The following is an 18,511-nucleotide window of genomic DNA, read 5'->3' as shown; positions in this document are numbered from 1 at the left end:
GACAGATTTTCCTCCAACATTCAGCTCTGCAGATGACGACAGCCGACAGCGATTCGTCCTCCAGCCTTCGCCGGGCCCTCAAGCTGCTGCGCATCCTCGCCGAGGGCGACCCCGACGGGTTGCGGCTGAAGGACATCGCGGAGGCCGCGGGCTGCAGCCAGCCGACCGCGCATCGCATGCTGCAGGATCTCGCCGCCGAAGGTTTCGCCGAACAGGCGGCCGGCAAGCGCTATCGCCTGGCGCTCGACTTCTACGTGCTCGCCGCACGCGCGGGCCAGGCCAGCGGCCTACGCGAGGCGGCGCGGCCGGCGCTGCTGCGGCTGTCGGCAACCTTGAGCGACACGATCTTCCTGCTGGTGCGCAACGGCTTTGACGCGGTCTGCCTCGACCGCGTCGAAGGACCGTTTCCGATCCGCTCCTTCACCGGCGACATCGGCGGCAGGGTGCCGCTCGGGCTGGGCCAGGGCAGCCTCGCGATTCTCGCCAACCTGCCCGAGGACGAGCAGGAGGCGGTGATCCGCTTCAACATCCCGCGCCTGCTCGATCGCGGTTTCCTGGACGAGGCCTCGCTGCGCAGCGCGCTGGCACAGGCCCGCGCCCAAGGATGGGTCAACACCAGCACCGGTCTCATTCCCGGCATGGCCGGCGTCGGGGTGCCCGTGCTCGACGCGCAGGGCCGCGCCGTCGCGGCGCTCAGTGTTGGCACGCTGGCGGAGCGGCTGAACGCCGACCGGCTGCCGCATGTCGTGAAGATCCTGCAAGGCGAGGCGAAGGCGCTGGCCGGCAAGCTCAACCCGTTCGATGTCGCCTTGCGCTATCCGTCGCGCAGTTTGAGCACGATCGGGGGAAGCTGAGCACGCGACGGTCGAGGCCTCATGGTTGGAGAAGCGCCGCGCGCGGCGCTCCTCACCATGAGAGTCAATATCTCGCCGCGCGTGTTCGAACCGTTATGTCACCCACTCCGCGCGGATGCCGCGCGGCGCGGCATTGCTCTCCGGCTCGCGCCAAGAGAAGCTGAACATGCCTATTGGCTCGACCTGTTCGAGCTCAACTCGGACGATGTCGCGCGCGATCACGACGATGAACGGCGCCGGCGGTTTCTCGGCCGTCAATTGCCGCGGCGGCGAGAACACCGTCCCGACGCTTTCCACCAGCAGCGGCCGCGGCGCCTCGTGAACCTTCACGAGGCCCTTGATGCGCAGCAGCCGCTCGCCGAGCCGGCCCGCGACATTGTCGAGCCAGCCGGCGAGGTCGGCATAGGCAATCTCAGCCGGCGGGCGGACGAGGCAGAGCGCGAGACGCGGATGCGCGGCGGACAGATCGGGCGCGACCTCGCGCAGCGGCAGCGATGTTGCCAGCGGCGCGAATGCGGCCGTCACGATGGCCACGCGATTTGCGCTGGCAATCGCCTCGGCCACGGGATTGAGCTGCGCGATCGCAACCTGCGCTCCGACAAGCGCGTCAAGCGCGAGATCGGCCTTGGTCGCGACGATGCGATGCGCCGCCGCCCATTGCGCGGCAGCTTCCTCGAATGTCGCGACGCCGAGCCCGCGTGTGAGATCGTAGGTCGCGACGACGGCGACGCGCATACGGTGCTCGGCGAGCGTCGCGAGCTGGCGCAGCACCGGGCCGGGCATTGACAGGCCCGAGGTCTCCAGGATGATCCGGCGCAGCGGCGGCAGGCTGTCCGGGCGCGGCGCCATGATCAGGCGATCGATGGTGAAGGCGAGATCGCTGCCGACCTGACAGCACACGCAGCCGTTCGACAGCATCGCCATCGGCACGTCGTCGCCGCTCTCGCGCAGCAGCACGCCGTCGAGCCCGACCTCGCCGGCCTCGTTGACGATCACGGCCGTATCCGACGCCGTCTCCGCGGTGAGCACGTCGCGCAGCAGCGACGTCTTGCCGGAGCCGAGGAAGCCGGTCAGGACGAAGAAGTCGATGCTAGAGGCGCTCATGGCGCCGCGGCGTCCTTGGTGGCGTACTTCTCCGGCACGTCGCTTTCCCAGCTCGCCTTCACCAGATCGCGGACGTCGGCGAGCAACTCTTCGGTGTCGTAGATAATGCCGTCCTTGATCGTGAATTTGAGGCCGCGATGCCACTCGACCGCGTTGGTCGCATCGTTGAAGCGCATCGCACCGGTGCCGTAGAGCAGCTTGAAGTCGGTCAGCGGATTGTGGTCGTGCACCAGCATGTCGGCGCGCATGCCGATGTCGATGGTGCCGATCTCGTCCTTGAGGCCGCACAGCGCGGCGCCCTGCGAGGTCGCCGAACGGATCACCTCCAGCGGATGGAAGCCGGCCTCCTGCAGCAGCTCGAGCTCGCGGACATAGCCGAATCCGAAGATCTGGTAGATGAAGCCGGAGTCCGAGCCGGTGCAGACGCGGCCGCCGCGGTTCTTGTACTCGTTGATGAACGCCATCCAGAGCCGGTAGTTCTCCTTCCACTCGATCTCGTTCTGGGTCGACCAGCGATACCAGTACGAGCCGTGGCCGCCGCGCTGCGGAGTGAAGTAGTCCCACATCGACTTCCAGGTATACTCCTTGTGCCAATACGCCTGGCGCGCCCGCATCAGGTCGCGGTTGGCGTCGTAGATCGTGAACGTCGGCACGAAGGTGAAGCCGATCTCCAGGAACTGCTCCAGCACCTCGTTCCACTTGGCCGAGCCGGGCTCGGCGCCCTGCCGGAACATCTGGCCCGAGACAGAGAAGCGGAAATATTCGTCGGTGTAGTTGTAGTCGAGCGGGAAGTTCTGGATGACGCGATCCTCGAACAGCGCCTCCGGCAGGCCGTAGTAGTGCTCGGCGCTGGTGAGGCCCCATTTGGCCGTGGTCAGCGCGTTCATGCGCGACACCGCCATCTGGGCGTGGTGGCAGCCGGTGCGAAGGCCGATCTTTTTGCACTCGTCGAGCGCAGCTTCCATGATCGCAGGCGGCGCGCCGAAGAACTTGATGCCGTCGGCGCCGCGCTCCTTGACGGCACGCAGCCAGCTCCGCCCCTGCTCCGGCGTATAGATCGTCTTGACCATGTCGTTGACGGCCGGAAAGTACGCATAGGCCAGCAGCCGCGGCGAGGCGATGCCGTTGTTCTCCGCGCGCTGCTTCTGGTCGAGCATCCAGGACAGGCCGTTCATCGAGCCCATCTCGCGCACCGTGGTGACACCGTGCGCCAGCCAGAGCTTGTAGACGTAGTCGACCGGCGGCACCCAGCCGTTGGCGGAATGATAGGCGACGCCGGCATGGGCGTGGCAGTCGACGAAGCCCGGCGTCACCCATTTGCCGCGGCAGTCGATCTCGTGATCGGCCGGCTCGCCGGCGTTGCCGGCATAGCCGTAGCCGACGACCTTCTTGATGCTGACGATGCGGCCGCTCTCGACAATGATGTCGACGGGGCCGATCGGCGGCGCGCCGGTGCCGTCGATCACGGTGGCGCTGCGCAGCGCCAGCCGCTTGAACGGCCCGACGCCGCGATCCCTGGTCGTGGCCTTCGGCACGATCGGCGCCGCGCCCTTGTTCCGGATGAAGGCGAGCTCATCGCCGGGGAGCGTGGCTTGGTCGGTCATGAGCGCGTTTCCTCACTGTCATAACGCAGGGTGGGCAAGGCGAAGCGTGCCCACCCTGTGTCCGTTCCTTGCAACAGGGTGGGCATGGCGCTGCGCGCCTTTGCCCACCTACGATCCGTCTTCTCGTCATGGCGAGCGAAGCGAAGCAATCCAGCGCTTCAAGGAAAGGTCTGGGTTGCTTCGTCGCTGCGCTCCTCGCAATGACGGCGTCTGCCGTCATCCTGCCCTGTACTTTCGCGCGAACGCGACGCTGCCGAACACCGTGAACGCCATGGTCACCGCCAGCAGCATGAAGGCGAGTGCGGCGCCCATCGGCCAGTTGTTGCCGCGCACGAACTGGTCATACACCGCAGGCGCCATCATCTTGAATCGCGGGCCGCCGAGAAGCACCGCCGTTGCATAGGTGTTCATGCACAAAACGAACACCAGAATCGAGCCGGCGGCGACGCCGGGGCCGGACAGCGGCAGGATGACCCGCCAGAACACCCGCGCGCCGGAGGCGCCGAGATTGGCGGCGGCATATTCGAGATCGCGCGGAATGCTCTCGATCACCGCCGACAGCGTCAGGATCATGTAGGGCAGCACCACCGCGATGATGCCGATGATCACCGCCTTGGTCGTGTACATGATCTCCAGCGGCGTCGAGATCAGGCCGAGCTTCAGCAGGCTGGTGTTGACGAGGCCGTCGCGTGCGAACAGCGCCATCCAGCCGGCCGAGCGCACGACATTGCCGACCAGCAGCGGGAACAGGGTCGCGATCACGACCAGGCTCTTCCATCGGCTCTCCATGCGGCCGAGCCAATAGGCCGCCGGGAAGGCGAGAATCAGCGTGAGCAGAGTGCACAGCAGTGCGATGCCGAGCGTCGCGAGGATGATCTGCTGATAATATGGATCGGTCGCGGCCTTGATGTAGTTGTCCAGCGACAGCGCTTGCATCATCAACTGGGTCGGGCTGAACTGGTTGAGCGATATCCGGAACATCAGGATCATCGGCCCGACCAGCAGCGCCAGGACCAGGAGACAGGCAGGGACGACCAGCAGCGCCATCGCGCGAGCTCCGATTGCGAAGGTGTCGGCTGTTCAGCCGCGGCCCCTGCGGCGAGGCCGCAGGGAGCGCATCATCCAAGGCCTACGCCTTGAACTCCTTGTTCCAGAAGTCGAGCGTGCGCTGCGAGCGCCCGGCGGCATAGGCGTAGTCCGGCTTCAGCAGCCGCGCGCGCTCGGCCTCGGTGAGGCTGACCTGCTTGGCGAGATCCTCCGGCAAAGGCGCGTCGGTGACGGTCGGGACGTAGCCCATCTTGTCCGCGAAGCCACCCTGCGCCTTGGCATCCAGCATCGCGTCGAGATAGGCGAAGCCGCCGGCCTTGTTCTTGGCGTTCTTCGGCACCGAGGCCTGGAACACGATGGCCGGCGTGCCCTCCTTCGGCACGACATGGGCGAGCGGAATGCCGGACTTCTTCCACATGAAGCCACGGGCGAGCCACATCGTGGTCAGCCATACCTCCTCCGACTTCAGCGCCGCCGCCAGCGCCTCGTTCGACGGATAGATCTTTACGTCGAGCGAGCGCCATTCCATCAGCTTCTTCTCGGCCGGATCGAGATTGCTGACTCCGCCGCCGCCGGCCAGCGCCGCCGCCAGCGTGTTGTTGGGATAGAGGATGTCGGCGAGACCGATCTTGCCGCGCCATTTCGGATCCCACAGATCGGCGAAGGATTGCGGCGGCGTCTTCACCTGGTTGGTGTTGTAGAGGATCACCTGCGCCGAATAGATATGCGGAATCGCGATCTCGCTTCGAAGCTCCGGGAACACCTTGTCGAGCCGCTTCACCTGGGCGGCATCGACCTTCTCGAACACGTCGGACTGCGACACGATGTAGGCGTCGTTGTCGGACAGGCAGGCGACGTCCATCGAGCCGCGCCGGCTCTGCCGCTCGGCCAGCAGCTTGGTCTTGCGCGGATCGGCGTTGGCGACGTCCTGCACGATCTCGAAGCCCTTCGGCGTCATGATCGGCTTGTCGATGATGTCAGAGAGCAACTGGCCGTAGTCGCCGCCCCAGGTGCCGACCACGACCTGTCCGCCTTCGGCGCGGGCGGTTGGCATGCCGGAGGCCAGCGCGGCCATGCCGGCGCTGGCAGAGAGAAAATGACGTCGCGAAATCATGGCAGAACCTCTCGCTGTGGATGGGATGCGTTACGAAGATGTCTGAGGCACGAGACGCGGGACCTTGCGGTCCCATTGCAGCGACACCGGATCATCGGGCCTGAGCGCCGCCAGCGGCTCGCCGGCGTCGGGCGTCGGGCTGATCGCGACCAGCGTCTCATCACCGAGTGCCACCACATATTCGGTCTGCGCGCCCATATAGGTGATCGCCTGCAGGCGGCCGCGCACCTCGCCGGACTCGCCGGGCGCGATGACAATCCGTTCCGGACGCAGCGCGAAGGCGTCGGCATTGTCGCGCTCGCCGCTGCTGACATCGACCGGCAGCAGCAGGCCGCCGCTGGTGCGGAACTGGCGCTCATTCGCACGCCGGCCCGCCACGATGTTGCAGCGGCCGACGAAGTCCGCCACGAACGCATCCTTCGGCGAGTCGTAGAGCTCCTGCGGCGTGCCGATCTGGCGCACGCGGCCGCCCTCCATCACCACGAGGCGGTCGGCCATGGTCAGCGCCTCCTCGCGGTCATGCGTCACCATCAGCGTCGTCAGGCCGAGCCGCTGCTGCAGCGCGCGGATCTCGAGCCGCACCTCGGCGCGCAGCTTGGCGTCGAGATTCGACAGGGGCTCGTCGAGCAGGAAGATGCGCGGATTGATCACCAGCGCGCGCGCCAGCGCCACGCGCTGCTGCTGTCCGCCGGACAATTGCCGCGGCAGCCGGTCGGCGAGATGCGACAGCCGCACCAGCTTCAGCGCCTCCGCAATTTTCGTCTTGCGTTCGGCCGTACCGAGGCCGCGCATCTCCAGGCCGAAGCCGACATTGTCGGCCGCGCTCATGTGCGGAAACAGCGCATAGGACTGGAACACCATGCCGGTGGCGCGCTTGTAGGCCGGCAGATGCGTGACGTCCTCGCGGTCGAACAGCACGCGGCCACTGGTCGGCGGCAGGAAGCCGGCGACCATGCGCAAGGTCGTGGTCTTGCCGCAGCCGGACGGGCCGAGCAGCGCGACCAGTTCGCCCTCATTGACGGCGAGATCGAGCCCTTCCACGCCGATCGACGTGCCGAAGCGCTTGGTCAGCTTCTCCAATGTGAGCTGCGCCATCACACCACCCGCGACAGTTTGACGAAGCGGTCGGTGATCACCATCAGCAGCCCGACCAGCGCGATCTGCACGGTGGCGACGGCAGCGAGCGTCGGATCGATGCGGAATTCGAGATAGTTCAGCATGGCAACGGGAAGTGTGATCCGTCCGGGCCCGACCAGCAGCATCGACAGATCGAGATTCTCGAAACTCTGGATGAAGGAGAACATCGCAGCCGCGACGATGCCGGAGCGCATCATCGGCAGGGTGATGCGGCGGAACACCTTGAACGGGCTGGCGCCGAGATTGGCGGCGGCCTCCTCGGCGGCACGGTCGAGTCCCTGCAGGCTAGCGACAACGAGCCGGACCGTCCACGGGATCGCCAGCAGCGTATGCGCGGCGACGAGGCCTTCGGTGGTCGCCTTGATGTCGCGGTCGAGCAGGTCCTCGGCGAGCACGTAGAGCATGTAGAGGCCGGAGCCGGCGACCACGCCGGGCACCGCGAGCGGCGCCAGCAGGAACGAGCTCAGCGCCTGGCGGCCGCGGAACTCGCCGCGCACGATGGCGAGCGCCGCCGCCGTGCCCAAGGGCACGCCGATCGCGGTGGCGAGCAGCGCGACCTGGAAGCTCGTCACCAGGCCGCGCAGGAATTCGGGCTTGCTCAGCGCGTTGGCGTACCATTTGAGCGACAGCGCCGGCGGCGGAAAGCTCACGATCTCCTGCGCGAAGAAGCTCGTCATCACGATCATGATCACAGGCGCGAAGATGATGGCATAGGCGACGACGATCAGTGTCCGCACTGCGAATTGGCCAAGTGATGGTTGTCCCGTAAAACGGAACAGCATTGCGGACACCTCAACAAACAGATCAGCAGCTTATGCGGCGGCATCGTAGTCGGCGGCTCCGCCGCCGCCAAGCCTGTGCCACGGGTTATCGCAATGCACATACGCATGGGCGACACGATGCTGCGATCCTGACGCGTGACGCGGTGCCGCTTCCATCTTGGCGCTAGCGCCCTGCGCGCATGTCCCGTCGCCGGCGCGGGGGCCTTGCTGATTTCTGGATTTCCGATCGCGGGCACGGCCTGCGCGACGGTCCGTCGCAGCGGCGCGGTTTTGGGCAATGCGTGCTCAATTCTTGCACCGGCACGATCCAATATTTTGTGCGTCCACGGACAAGTCATCCGCGCGGGCGCGCACCTAAGCTTCGCCCCGAGCTTGGACCGGGGCGACGGCACCAATGCACCGCCGGACCAGCGCGACATCATCGTTCGAAGGAGCTGGCAACATGCAGACGAGGCTATTCACTGGGGCGCGGCGCGCGTGGCTTGCCGCGCTCGGCGCCATCATCGCGGCGGGACTTCTCGCGCCGATCGACGCTCAAGCGGCGACGCCCGCGGGCTGCGCGGCGCTGAAGGAGAAATATCCGGACTGGAAGGGCAAGACGCTGGTCAATGCCATCAACCCGCACACGCCGGGCTACGAGTCGATCGACCCGAAGGATCCGAGCAAATATGTCGGCTTCGACATCGATCTGGGCGAGGCCATCGGCGACTGCCTCGGCTTCAAGCTGACCTACAAGCCGGTGACCTTCGCAGCGCTTCTGACGACGCTGGCAAGCGGCCAGGCCGACATCGTCATCTCCGACATCTACGCCACCAAGGAGCGCGCCAAGGCCGCCGACTTCATCACCTACTCCAAGGTGTTCGACGGCGTGCTGGTCGCCAAGGGCAATCCGAAGGGCATCAACGGCATCAACATGTCGATGTGCGGCGCGGCCGCGGCCGAGAACACCGGCTATGTCGAGGTGCCGCTGATCCAGGATCTCGCGCCGAAATGCAAGGAAGCCGGCAAGCCCGAGCCGACGATCCAGCTCTATGACAACAACGCCAACTGCATCCAGGCCATCCTCGCCGGCCGCGCCGATACCTATGTCAACGACGTCAACACGGTCGACCAGGCGGTGAAGGCCTATCCGGACAAGCTCGAGAAGGCGATCGCCGTCACCATCCCCTATTCGGTCGGCATCGCCGTGCCCAAGGACAAGCCGAAGTTCCGCGATGCCGTGCTCGCCGCCCTGATCGAGGTGCAGAAGGAAGGCATCCACCAGGAGCTCCTGAAGAAGTGGCAGCTCGACCCGGCCAATTTCAAGGAGCCGGACATCCTGACGGCGGACTAACAGGCGCGGCTTCGAAAGCGAAGCTGCTGCCGCGGAGACGGTGCGCTCCCCTCCCCCTTGCGGGGAGGGGTCGGGGGTGGGGGTCGACACGGGACAGTCTTTCCTGGGTACCCCCCTCCCCAACCCTCCCCCACAAGGGGGGAGGGAGCGCAGCACCGCAGCGGTGACACCTTGCCTCACAGCGACAGCTTCAAGCAGCAAGCGGCTGCTGAATTTCGATCAAACGCTGAGCTTCGCGACTGCTGACCATCTGAGTTCCGATACCGCGCAACAACGCACGCAGACTTCGTAGGGTGGGCAAAGCGCAGCGTGCCCACCTTCTTTCTTCCTTTCTTCCTTCTCTCGAACCACCGCGGTGGGCACGGTGCTTTGCGCCTTTGCCCACCCTACGTAGCCAGGCCGCCCCCCTCATGTCCCTCTTCCTGCATTATCTCAGCATGCCGTATCTGCTGCAGGGCATCGAGCTGACCCTGCAGGTCACCGCGCTCGGCCTGGTCGGCGGTCTCATTCTCGGCCTCGTGCTCGCGGCGATGCAGCTCAGCCGGTTCTGGCTGCTGGCCGCGATCGCGCGCGGCTACACCGTGATCTTCCGCGGCACGCCGCTGATCCTGCAGATGGTGTTCGCCTACGACGCGCTGCCGCATATCGGCATCAAGTTGCCGGCGGTGCTGGCGGCGGGCCTCGCGCTCGCCTGCAACGAGGCGCCGTTCATCGCCGAGATGCTGCGCTCCGGCGTGCTCGGCGTCGATCGCGGCCAGCTCCTGGCCGGCCAGGCGCTGGGCATGACACCCGGCGTCCTGATGCGCCGGATCATCGCGCCGCAGGCGATCCGCACCATGATTCCCGCGTTCGGCAACGAGGCGGTGAGCGCGCTGAAGAACTCCTCGCTCGCCTCCGTCATCGCCGTGCAGGAGCTTACCCTGCGCTCGACGCAGCTCGCGTCCTCCACCTTCGACTTCTTCTCGATCTTCTTCGCCTCGGGTCTCATCTATCTCGTGCTGACCGGCGCGATCAGCGTCATCCAGCTTGCGCTCGAATGGCTGCTCGATCTCGACCGCACGGCGAAGCAGCGCAAGCTGGATGACTACCTTGCGCTATTGTTACCTTGGCGCCGCGCCGATTTCGCGACGAAGCTGGAGCTCGCTGAGAAGACATCTCCTACCATCGAGGCTGCGCCGGCCGAGCCCGCCGAGCTGAAGGAGACGCCGCCGCTCGCCTTGTCGATCGAAGACCGGGCCCGGCGCGCCGCCACCATCGCCCGCAACAATGTCGCGGTCGAGGTCACGGAGCTGCGCAAGACCTATGACGGCAACACCGTGCTCGACGGACTCGATCTCACGGTGCGCATCGGCGAGGTGATCGCGCTGCTCGGACCCTCCGGCTCCGGCAAGAGCACCTTGCTCCGCTGCATCAATCATCTGGAGAACTGGGATGCCGGCGAGATCCGCGTCGGCGGCCGCAAGCTCGGCTTCGATGACAAGGGCCACAAGCTGACGCCGCGCGCGATCGCCAACGAGCGCGCCAATGTCGGCGTCGGCATGGTGTTCCAGCAGTTCAATCTGTTCGCGCATCTCACGGCCAAGGAGAATATCGCCGGTCCCTTGCGCTGGGTGCATGGGCTCGGCCGCTTCGAAGCGGAGCGTCGCGCCCTTGAACTGCTCGACCGTGTCGGCCTGTCGCATCGCGCCGATGCGCTGCCGCGGCATCTCTCCGGCGGCCAGCAGCAGCGCGTCGCGATCGCCCGCGCGCTGGCGCCGAATCCGAGCGTGCTGCTGCTGGACGAGCCGACCTCCGCGCTCGATCCGGAGCTGGTCAACGAGGTGCTGGAGGTGATCCGCCGTCTCGCCATCGACGACGGCCTCACGATGATCATCTCGACGCACCAGATCCGCTTCGCCGACGAGGTCGCCGACCGCGTCGCCTTCCTCAATGGCGGCGTCATCCTCGAGGAAGGCCCCGCACACGAGGTGCTGACCAACCCGCGCCATCCGCTGACCGCGCGCTTCCTCTCGGTGATGGAGGCCGAGCGGCCGAAGGACGCGGTGGCATGAGTTCATCCTTCACGTTAGGAGCGAGCGCTTGCGTGCGGCCATCCTTCGAGACGCCCGCCTGCAGCGGCCTCCTCAGGATGAGGTCCGTGGGTGAGGTGGCCTCGCTTCCGACCCTCATGGTGAGGAGGCGCGCAGCGCCGTCTCCGGACGATGCCTCCGGCATCGCCTCGAGAACCATGAGGCCCGCCCTCGAATTCACCGCACGACAATCTCGATCTCTGAGCAAAGAGGCCCTCGCATGAAACACCATCTGCTGCCGGTGTCCAACAAGACCGTCCATTGGGGCTATTTCTCCAAGGTGGTGACGCCGGCGCTCACCCTGCGCTCCGGCGAGCGCGCCACGATCGAGACGCTGACGCATCACGCCAATGACGACTATGAGCGCATGATCAAGGACGATCCCGGCGCGGAAAGCGTGTTCAAGTGGACGAAAGAGCACAAGGCCGTGGCGCGGCGCGGCTCCGGTCCGACCGAGGGCCCGTTCATCCGCGGCTCCGGCGAAGGCATCGGCGTGCATCTGCTGACCGGACCGGTGGCGATCGAAGGCGCCGAGCCCGGCGACGTGCTCGAGGTGCGCATCCTCGACATAAGGCCGCGGCCGAGCCGATGCGGCTGCCATGCCGGCAAGTGCTTCGGCTCCAACGCCGCCGCCAATTGGGGCTTCCACTATCACGACCTGATCGAGGAGCCGAAGCCGCGCGAGGTCATCACCATCTTCGAGCTGGACACCGCGGGCGAGCCGTTCGCCAAGGCGGTCTACAACTACGTCTGGACGCCGCAGACCGATCCCGACGGCATCGTGCACCCGACCATCGACTATCCCGGCGTGCCGGTCGACCACGCCACGATCAAGAAGCGCGAGAACATCCTGCCCAATGTGAAGGTGCCGGCACGGCTGCATTTCGGCACGATGGGGCTCGCGCCATCGGAGGCCGACTATGTCTCATCGATCCCCCCGAGCTACACCGGCGGCAACATCGACGACTGGCGTATCGGCAAGGGCGCGCGGATGTACTATCCGGTCGCCGTACCCGGCGCCTATTTCTCGGTCGGCGATCCCCATGCCGCGCAGGGCGACAGCGAACTCGGCGGCACCGCGATCGAGACCTCGCTCACCGGCGACTTCGAGTTCATCCTGCACAAGAAGAGCGACCTCGGCGGCACGCAGCTCGAGGGCCTGACGCATCCGCTGCTGGAGACCGACCAGGCGTGGTCGGTCTACGGCTTCACCTATCCGAACTATCTCGCCGAGCTCGGCGCCAATGCGCAGACCGAGATCGCCAACCACTCCAGTCTCGACCGCGCCATGCGCGACGCCTTCCGCAAGCTCCGCCGCTTCCTGATGACGGTGCACCACCTCAGCGAGGACGAGGCGATCTCGCTGATGTCGGTCGGCGCCGACTTCGGCGTCACCCAGGTGGTCGACGCCAATTGGGGCGTGCATGGCACGATCCGGAAGAACGTGTTCCGGTGTGAGTGATTTTGCGAAACGTATAGCCAGCTCCCGCCCCGCGGATGGTGCGCTCCCTCCCCCCTTGTGGGGGAGGGTTGGGGAGAGGGGTGCCCCGGGGCGAGACCGCCGTTGTGGGCCCCCTCCCCTAACCCCTCCCCACAAGGGGGAGGGGAACCGATCGCGCCTGTGGCACGAGCACCGATCCAAATGAGTGGAGGAATAGCGAACTGAACAACACCGATACACGGCAGGTCATGAAGCTCATCTGGCACGGGGGTTGCTTAGAATTCCCCGACCCGGGGCGTGCCATGAGTTTTCGTCCGTTCACCAGCGAATCCTATGCCGAGGGCGAGCGTCCGGAGGCGTGGCGCGACGTGCTGAATGCGGTCGGGCTACAGCCCGCAGCGAAGACACCATTTTATGATGGTCATGCCACCGCCTCGCATCGCCAAGCGCCGGGCATCGCTCTTTCGCGGCTGTCGGCGGGCGCGCAGGCGATCACTGCAGTTCCGCAGGCCCATGCGGATCTGCCGATCGCCCTTCTCGCGATCGAGGACGGCGCCCTGCTCCGCTGCAGCGACGGCCATCGCATCGTCCCCGCGGGACATCTGATGCTGTTGCCGCGCGCCGGCGACTGGAGCATCGCGTTCCAGCGCGGTCTGCGCGCCATCGTGCTGTCGGTGACGGCGGACGCCCTGCATGGCCGCATCAGCGGCAGGCTGAAATTGGCCCAAGCCCAGGTGATCGCGCCGAGCGGCCTGGCCGACGTGGTCTGCCGCACCATCGAGGCCACCGCACGCGCGCTCGACACCCTGAGCGATGCCGAATGGAGCACGGTTGCGCAGAGCATGGTCGATCTGCTGCTCACACTCGCCCATCAACAAGCCGCGCCGGCGGCGGAGGCCGGCAGCAGCGCGACGCAGGCCGCGATCCTGCACCGGCTCTGCCAGACCATCGAGCGGCGGCTCGACGATGCCGAGCTGACGCCGGCGCGGGTGGCCCAGGCCGAAGGCATTTCCGAGCGCTATCTGCAAAAGCTGTTCGAGAGCGCCGGCGACAATTTCAGCCACTACGTCAAAGAACGCCGGCTGCAGCGGGCCTGGACCGACCTGTCCAATCCGGCCGAAGCCAACCATTCGATCTCGGAGATCGCCTATCGCTACGGCTTCGCCGATTCAGCGCATTTCAGCCGCAGCTTCCGCGCCCGCTTCGGCCTGTCGCCGCGCGAGTTCCGGCAGCAGAAGGCCGAGCAGGCGGTGACGGCGGCGGCCCCGCGCGGCCAGCGCGGATGGCCGCAGGACGCGCTGGCGCAGCAGCGCGCCTGCGAGAGGCCGGCGTCGGCCAGGAGCGATGTCGCCCTGCCCGCGCCGGCCAACGACCAGGACGCGCAGCGGCATCACCATCATCTGGCGGTCTCGGCCGAGCGTGTGCATTGGGGCTATTTCAGCCGCTCGCTGCCGCCGCAGATCGAAATCGCATCCGGCGACACGATCACGGTGGAGACGCTGACCCAGCATGCCTCCGATGATCCCGAGCTGATGATCGCAGGCGACGCGGCTGCGCTCAGCGTGTTCGGCTGGACCAAGGCGAAGAAGAACGTCGACCGCCGCGGCGCCGGCCCGATGGACGCCAGTGTGTTCGGCCGCGGCGCCGGCGAAGGTTTTGGCGTGCACATCTGCACCGGCCCGGTGGCGATCAAGGACGCGCAGCCCGGCGACGTGCTGGAGGTGCGCATCCTCGACATCGTGCCGCGGCCAAGCCGCAACCCGAAACATGCAGGCCGCGTGTTCGGCTCCAGCGTCGCGGCGTGGTGGGGCTATCACTACAACGAGCTGATCGCCGCGCCGGCGCCGCGCGAGGCGGTGACGATCTACGAGATCTTCGCCGATGCGCCCGAGCCGCATGCCCGCGCGCTGTATTCCTACCGCTGGGAGCCGCAGACCGATCCCAGCGGGATCGTGCACACGACCTACGACTATCCCGGCGTGCCGGTCGCCCCCGACAGCATCAAGCGCCGCCACGGCGTGCTCGACAACATCCGCATTCCCTTGCGGCCGCATTTCGGCGTCATCGCGGTGGCGCCGCGCGAGGCCGATTTCGTCGATTCGATTCCGCCCTCCTATTTCGGCGGCAATCTCGACAATTGGCGGCTCGGCAGGGGATCGACGGTGTATCTGCCGGTCGCGGTGCCCGGCGCACTGCTGTCGGTCGGCGATCCCCACGCCACGCAAGGCGACGGCGAGCTCGGCGGCACCGCGATCGAATGCTCGATGACCGGCACGTTCCAGGTGATCCTGCACAAGAAGGCGCAGCTCGCGGGGCAGCCGTTCGCCGATCTCTCCTACCCGCTGATCGAAACCGCGACCGACTGGGTGCTGACCGGCTTCAGCCATCCGAACTATCTCGCTGAGTTCGGTGCGCAGGGCCAGAGCGAGGTCTACGCGACCTCCTCGCTCGACCTCGCGATGAAGGACGCGTTCCGCAAGATGCGGCGCTTCCTGATGCACGTCAAAGGCCTGAGCGAGGACGAGGCGGTCGCGCTGATGTCCGCCGCGGTGGATTTCGGCGTGACCCAGGTCGTCGACGGCAATTGGGGCGTCCACGCGATCCTGAGCAAGCGGCTGTTCGAGGATGAACGCTGACGTTCATTGCGCCCCAACTCCATCCCAGATCTCCGTCATTGCGAGCGAGCGAAGCAATCCAGGGCGTCACGCGCTGCCTGGATTGCTTCGTCGCTTCGCTCCTCGCAATGACGACCATTGCTGTCGCTACCACGAAGCCCAACAACAAAGGAGCATCCCTATGCAGTTCCACATGATCTCCGGCGCGACCAGGCCGGTGGCCCCCTTCAGCCACGCCGTCGAGACCGACGGCTTCGTGTTCGTGACCGGCCAGATGCCGGACTCGCCGGAGGCGCCGGGCGTGCTGCCGGAGGGCATCGTGGATCAGACGAAGGCGGTGATGCAGAACTTGAAGTACATCCTCCAAGGTCTCAACCTCGGCCTCGAACATATTGTGATGTCTCGGATTTACCTGACCGAGTTCAAGCGGGATTACGCGGCGATGAATGAAACCTACCGTTCATTCTTCCCGCCGGACCGGCTGCCGGCCCGCACCTGCGTCGGCGTCACCGGCTTGGCCTATGACGCGCTGATCGAGATCGATCTGGTCTGCCGAAGACCATAGTACCCATTGGTAAACATCTCCTCAACGCAAGGCCTCGTCATTCGATCCGGGCTGGGGAGCGTCCCGCTGTCGCCGATTGCGCGCCGACGCCGGCCGGTGTCAATTCGCCAGACCATCAGGCGGGATCGTGGGGAGTGCCATGCCGTACCAGTTTTCCAATCGTCAGCAGATCCGCAAGCCGGCGGTGAGCAGCAAGGGCGGCATCGTCGCGGCACAGTCGCGGCGCGCCGCCGAGATCGGCGCCGAGGTGCTGGCCGCGGGCGGCGACTGCGTCGATGCCGTGGTCGCGACCGGCTTTGCGCTCGGCGTGCTCGAGCCGTGGATGAGCGGCCTCGGCGGCGGCGGCGCGATGGTGCTGTACCGCGCCAGGGACAACCATGTCGAAGTGATCGACTACGGCATGCGCGCGCCCGACAGCCTCGATGTCGCCGACTATCCGCTGGCCAATGACGGCAGCGTCGCGGCCGACATCTTCCCATGGCCCCGCGTCAAGGACGACCGCAATCTGCACGGCCCCGGCGCGATCGCGGTGCCCGGCGTCGTGGCCGGCATGGAGGCGGCGCATCGCCGTTACGCGCGGCTGCCATGGGCGGATCTGGTCACGCCGAGCGTGAAGCTCGCCGCCGAGGGTCTGCTGGTGGACTGGTGGACCACCGTGATGATCTCGAGCTGCGCCGCCGACCTGCGCCGCTATCCCGGCAGCGCCGCGGCCTATCTGAAGGATGGCCTGCCGCCGAATCCGCAATGGGGCGCCAAGGCGGTGACGCGGCTGCCGCAGGAGCAGTTGAAGGCGACGCTGGCCCATCTTGCCAGCGCCGGCGCGCGCGACTTCTACCGCGGCGACATCGCCCGCTCGCTGACCCGCGACATCCAGGCCGCCGGTGGCGCGCTTTCGGTGGATGACCTCGCCGCGTTCGAGGCGCATGTCCGAGAGCCGCTGCGCATTCCCTATCGCGGCGGCGCGGTGTTCGCGACGCCGGAGCTCACCGCCGGCCCGACGCTGGCTCACGCGCTGCGGCTGATGCAGGCGAGCGTAACGGCTTCGGGCAAGGCGCCGGATGCCGGCGCCTTCATCGCCTATGCCGAGGCGGTGCAGGCCGCCTATCGCGAGCGGCTCAACGACATGGGCGACGCGGCGGGCAAGCGCGCGATCGGCGCCGAATATCTGGCACCGGCCTGCACCACGCACTATTCGGTGGTCGATCGCGACGGCAACATGGCGGCGGTGACGCAGACCCTGCTGTCCGGCTTCGGCTCGAAATTCCAGGCGCCGCAGAGCGGCATCATGATGAACAACGGCATCATGTGGTTCGACCCGACGCCCGGCACAACGAATTCGCTGGCCCCCGGCAAGCGCTGCCTCACCAACTACACGCCGGTGGTGGCGCAGGCCGCCGACGGCCGCCGCCTCGCATTGGGCGCCTCCGGCGGCCGCCGCATCCTGCCCGCGGTGGCGCAGATGCTGTCCTTCGTGATGGACTACGGCATGGACCTCGATGCCGCGATCCACCAGCCGCGCATCGATGCCAGCGAAGGCGACGTGGTCGGCGCCGACACCCGGCTGCCGGCGGAGGTGATGGACGCGCTGACGGCGAAGTTCGAGACCGTGCCGGCGCCGGTGCAGACCATGCCGATGAAGTTCGCCTGCCCCAGCGTCGTGCTGCGCCAGGGCGACGCGAACAGCGGCGCGACGGAAATCTTCCATGCCTGGGGCGATGCGGTCGCGGAGAGCTGATCGAATGCGAGACACCGGCTGAACGGCAGTCCGCTCTCTCCGTTCTGCCGAGGCCGCGACGAATACCGGCGACCCTACACAGGAGCGGTCTCCGACATCCCATGACGGCGCACAGAATTCACGGCCCATCCATCTAGCAACTCTTGAAATTGACCGCTGTGGTGTTGGCGCCGCAGACCAGAACCGCGACGCGCTCGGACGGACCCGCACGGTAGGCACCGGATAGCAGCGCGGCGAAGGCCGCGGCGCCGCCCGGCTCAGTTACGACGCGCAACGTCATCCACAACGCGCGCTGCGCCGCCCTTATGTCGTCGTCGCTGACGATGATCACCTCCGCCGCCGCGAACCGCTGCACGATCGGAAACACGCGCGCGCCGATCTGGCGCGGCGCAAGACTGTCGGCAGCGACGCCACCGGCGGGCGCGTCGACGGGGTGTCCGGCCGCCAGCGCGTCGCGCAGGGTCGGCGCGCCGTCCGACTCCACCGGCACGACCTTGACGCGTCCCTCGTACCACGCGGCGATGCCGCCGATCAGCCCGCCGCCGCCGACCGCCACCAGCAACGTGTCGATATCATCTGCGTCGCGCTCCACCTCCAGCCCCACCGAGCCCTGCCCCAGCATGGTCTCGGGCTGATCAAACGCATGAATCGGCAAGGCGCCGCTCTCGGCGACATGTCGTTCGCTCGCCGCCAGCGCATCGGCATAGCGGTCCCCGCCGACGTGGATCTCCGCGCCGAAGCGCTTGATGAGGTCGATCTTCGACGGCGAGGCGATGCTCGGCACGAAGATCGCTGCTCTCAGGCCAAGACGTTGCGCCGCCAGCGCCACCGCGACACCATGGTTGCCGCCGGACGCCGCGACCACACCGGCCCCCGGCACATCGCGGGTCAGGAGATTGGCGAACGCCCCGCGCGCCTTGAACGAGCCGCCATGCTGCATGAATTCGAGCTTCAGTCGCAATGGGGAAGACGGCAGGCCGAAATCGCCACCATCGACCGTTATCATCGGCGTGCGCCGGACGTAAGGCCGGATCAGCTCATAGGTGGCCGCGATCTGCTGCCGGGTTACCGCTGTCGATATGTCTGACATGCCGCACCTCGTTCCGATCGG

General features: G+C 66.8%; 14 protein-coding genes. 7 read left to right on the top strand and 7 right to left on the bottom strand.

From position 1 onward, the window contains the following. The first annotated feature begins 32 nt into the window (after positions 1 to 32). Entirely contained in the window at positions 33 to 854 is an 822-nt protein-coding gene (locus tag QX128_RS05545; RefSeq protein WP_316236876.1) for an IclR family transcriptional regulator, read from the top strand. 93 nt (positions 855 to 947) lie between these two features. Here QX128_RS05545 and QX128_RS05540 read toward each other — a convergent pair whose 3' ends face one another. From QX128_RS05540 to QX128_RS05515, 6 genes are all read right to left on the bottom strand, one after another. Then, entirely contained in the window at positions 948 to 1,958 is a 1,011-nt protein-coding gene (locus QX128_RS05540) for a CobW family GTP-binding protein (protein WP_316236875.1), read from the bottom strand. Next, on the bottom strand, positions 1,955 to 3,562 hold the full coding sequence (locus tag QX128_RS05535) for an amidohydrolase family protein (protein ID WP_316236874.1): 1,608 nt from the start codon (positions 3,560 to 3,562) through the stop codon (positions 1,955 to 1,957). The genes QX128_RS05540 and QX128_RS05535 overlap by 4 nt, the downstream gene beginning before the upstream one ends. A 216-nt stretch (positions 3,563 to 3,778) precedes the next feature. Further along, a complete protein-coding gene (locus tag QX128_RS05530) occupies positions 3,779 to 4,609 on the bottom strand; it encodes an ABC transporter permease (protein ID WP_316236873.1) in 831 nt (276 codons plus the stop codon). 82 nt (positions 4,610 to 4,691) lie between these two features. Beyond that, complete coding sequence (locus QX128_RS05525; protein WP_315801989.1) at positions 4,692 to 5,723, bottom strand: PotD/PotF family extracellular solute-binding protein; 1,032 nt, start codon at positions 5,721 to 5,723, stop codon at positions 4,692 to 4,694. 30 nt (positions 5,724 to 5,753) lie between these two features. After that, positions 5,754 to 6,818 (bottom strand): ABC transporter ATP-binding protein, encoded by a 1,065-nt coding sequence (locus QX128_RS05520; RefSeq protein WP_315801988.1) that lies wholly within the window; start codon positions 6,816 to 6,818, stop codon positions 5,754 to 5,756. Further along, positions 6,818 to 7,642 (bottom strand): ABC transporter permease, encoded by an 825-nt coding sequence (locus QX128_RS05515; RefSeq protein ID WP_316217091.1) that lies wholly within the window; start codon positions 7,640 to 7,642, stop codon positions 6,818 to 6,820. The genes QX128_RS05520 and QX128_RS05515 overlap by 1 nt, the downstream gene beginning before the upstream one ends. Before the next feature lie 442 nt (positions 7,643 to 8,084). On the opposite strand from QX128_RS05515, the gene QX128_RS05510 reads away from it, so the two are divergent. The 6 genes from QX128_RS05510 (at position 8,085) to QX128_RS05485 (ending at position 17,400) form a co-directional block, all read left to right on the top strand. Next, positions 8,085 to 8,975: an ABC transporter substrate-binding protein gene (locus QX128_RS05510; RefSeq protein ID WP_315801986.1), complete on the top strand. Its 891-nt coding sequence runs from the start codon at positions 8,085 to 8,087 to the stop codon at positions 8,973 to 8,975. Between the two features lie 410 nt (positions 8,976 to 9,385). Continuing rightward, positions 9,386 to 11,026, top strand: a complete 1,641-nt coding sequence (locus QX128_RS05505) for an amino acid ABC transporter permease/ATP-binding protein (RefSeq protein ID WP_316236872.1) — start codon at positions 9,386 to 9,388, stop codon at positions 11,024 to 11,026. 238 nt (positions 11,027 to 11,264) lie between these two features. After that, positions 11,265 to 12,506: an acetamidase/formamidase family protein gene (locus tag QX128_RS05500; protein ID WP_316183181.1), complete on the top strand. Its 1,242-nt coding sequence runs from the start codon at positions 11,265 to 11,267 to the stop codon at positions 12,504 to 12,506. Positions 12,507 to 12,787: 281 nt separating this feature from the next. After that, a complete protein-coding gene (locus QX128_RS05495; RefSeq protein WP_316236871.1) occupies positions 12,788 to 15,121 on the top strand; it encodes an acetamidase/formamidase family protein in 2,334 nt (777 codons plus the stop codon). A 160-nt stretch (positions 15,122 to 15,281) separates the two neighbouring features. Continuing rightward, complete coding sequence (locus QX128_RS05490) at positions 15,282 to 15,665, top strand: RidA family protein (protein WP_315801983.1); 384 nt, start codon at positions 15,282 to 15,284, stop codon at positions 15,663 to 15,665. Between the two features lie 139 nt (positions 15,666 to 15,804). After that, complete coding sequence (locus QX128_RS05485) at positions 15,805 to 17,400, top strand: gamma-glutamyltransferase family protein (RefSeq protein ID WP_315801982.1); 1,596 nt, start codon at positions 15,805 to 15,807, stop codon at positions 17,398 to 17,400. Positions 17,401 to 17,533: 133 nt separating this feature from the next. Here the strand turns inward: QX128_RS05485 and QX128_RS05480 are convergent, their stop codons facing one another. Then, positions 17,534 to 18,490, bottom strand: coding sequence for a threonine/serine dehydratase (locus QX128_RS05480; protein WP_315801981.1), 957 nt, complete (start codon positions 18,488 to 18,490; stop codon positions 17,534 to 17,536). Between the last annotated feature and the right edge of the window lie 21 nt (positions 18,491 to 18,511).

It is taken from the genome of Bradyrhizobium sp. SZCCHNR1015 (assembly GCF_032489875.1).
In the GTDB taxonomy this organism is placed as follows: Bacteria; Pseudomonadota; Alphaproteobacteria; order Rhizobiales; family Xanthobacteraceae; genus Bradyrhizobium.
Note: the sequence above shows the minus strand (reverse complement) of the source record. Positions and strands in the feature narration are given on the sequence as shown.

Excerpts from the sequence above, each read along its gene's own strand:
- QX128_RS05495 (WP_316236871.1), top strand. The coding sequence starts at position 12,788 with ATGAGTTTTCGTCCGTTCACCAGCGAATCCTATGCCGAGGGCGAGCGT.
- QX128_RS05485 (WP_315801982.1), top strand. The coding sequence starts at position 15,805 with ATGCCGTACCAGTTTTCCAATCGTCAGCAGATCCGCAAGCCGGCGGTG.
- QX128_RS05515 (WP_316217091.1), bottom strand. The coding sequence starts at position 7,642 with ATGCTGTTCCGTTTTACGGGACAACCATCACTTGGCCAATTCGCAGTG.
- QX128_RS05530 (WP_316236873.1), bottom strand. The coding sequence starts at position 4,609 with ATGGCGCTGCTGGTCGTCCCTGCCTGTCTCCTGGTCCTGGCGCTGCTG.
- QX128_RS05500 (WP_316183181.1), top strand. The coding sequence starts at position 11,265 with ATGAAACACCATCTGCTGCCGGTGTCCAACAAGACCGTCCATTGGGGC.
- QX128_RS05545 (WP_316236876.1), top strand. The coding sequence starts at position 33 with ATGACGACAGCCGACAGCGATTCGTCCTCCAGCCTTCGCCGGGCCCTC.
- QX128_RS05480 (WP_315801981.1), bottom strand. The coding sequence starts at position 18,490 with ATGTCAGACATATCGACAGCGGTAACCCGGCAGCAGATCGCGGCCACC.
- QX128_RS05540 (WP_316236875.1), bottom strand. The coding sequence starts at position 1,958 with ATGAGCGCCTCTAGCATCGACTTCTTCGTCCTGACCGGCTTCCTCGGC.
- QX128_RS05490 (WP_315801983.1), top strand. The coding sequence starts at position 15,282 with ATGCAGTTCCACATGATCTCCGGCGCGACCAGGCCGGTGGCCCCCTTC.
- QX128_RS05510 (WP_315801986.1), top strand. The coding sequence starts at position 8,085 with ATGCAGACGAGGCTATTCACTGGGGCGCGGCGCGCGTGGCTTGCCGCG.
- QX128_RS05520 (WP_315801988.1), bottom strand. The coding sequence starts at position 6,818 with ATGGCGCAGCTCACATTGGAGAAGCTGACCAAGCGCTTCGGCACGTCG.
- QX128_RS05535 (WP_316236874.1), bottom strand. The coding sequence starts at position 3,562 with ATGACCGACCAAGCCACGCTCCCCGGCGATGAGCTCGCCTTCATCCGG.
- QX128_RS05525 (WP_315801989.1), bottom strand. The coding sequence starts at position 5,723 with ATGATTTCGCGACGTCATTTTCTCTCTGCCAGCGCCGGCATGGCCGCG.
- QX128_RS05505 (WP_316236872.1), top strand. The coding sequence starts at position 9,386 with ATGTCCCTCTTCCTGCATTATCTCAGCATGCCGTATCTGCTGCAGGGC.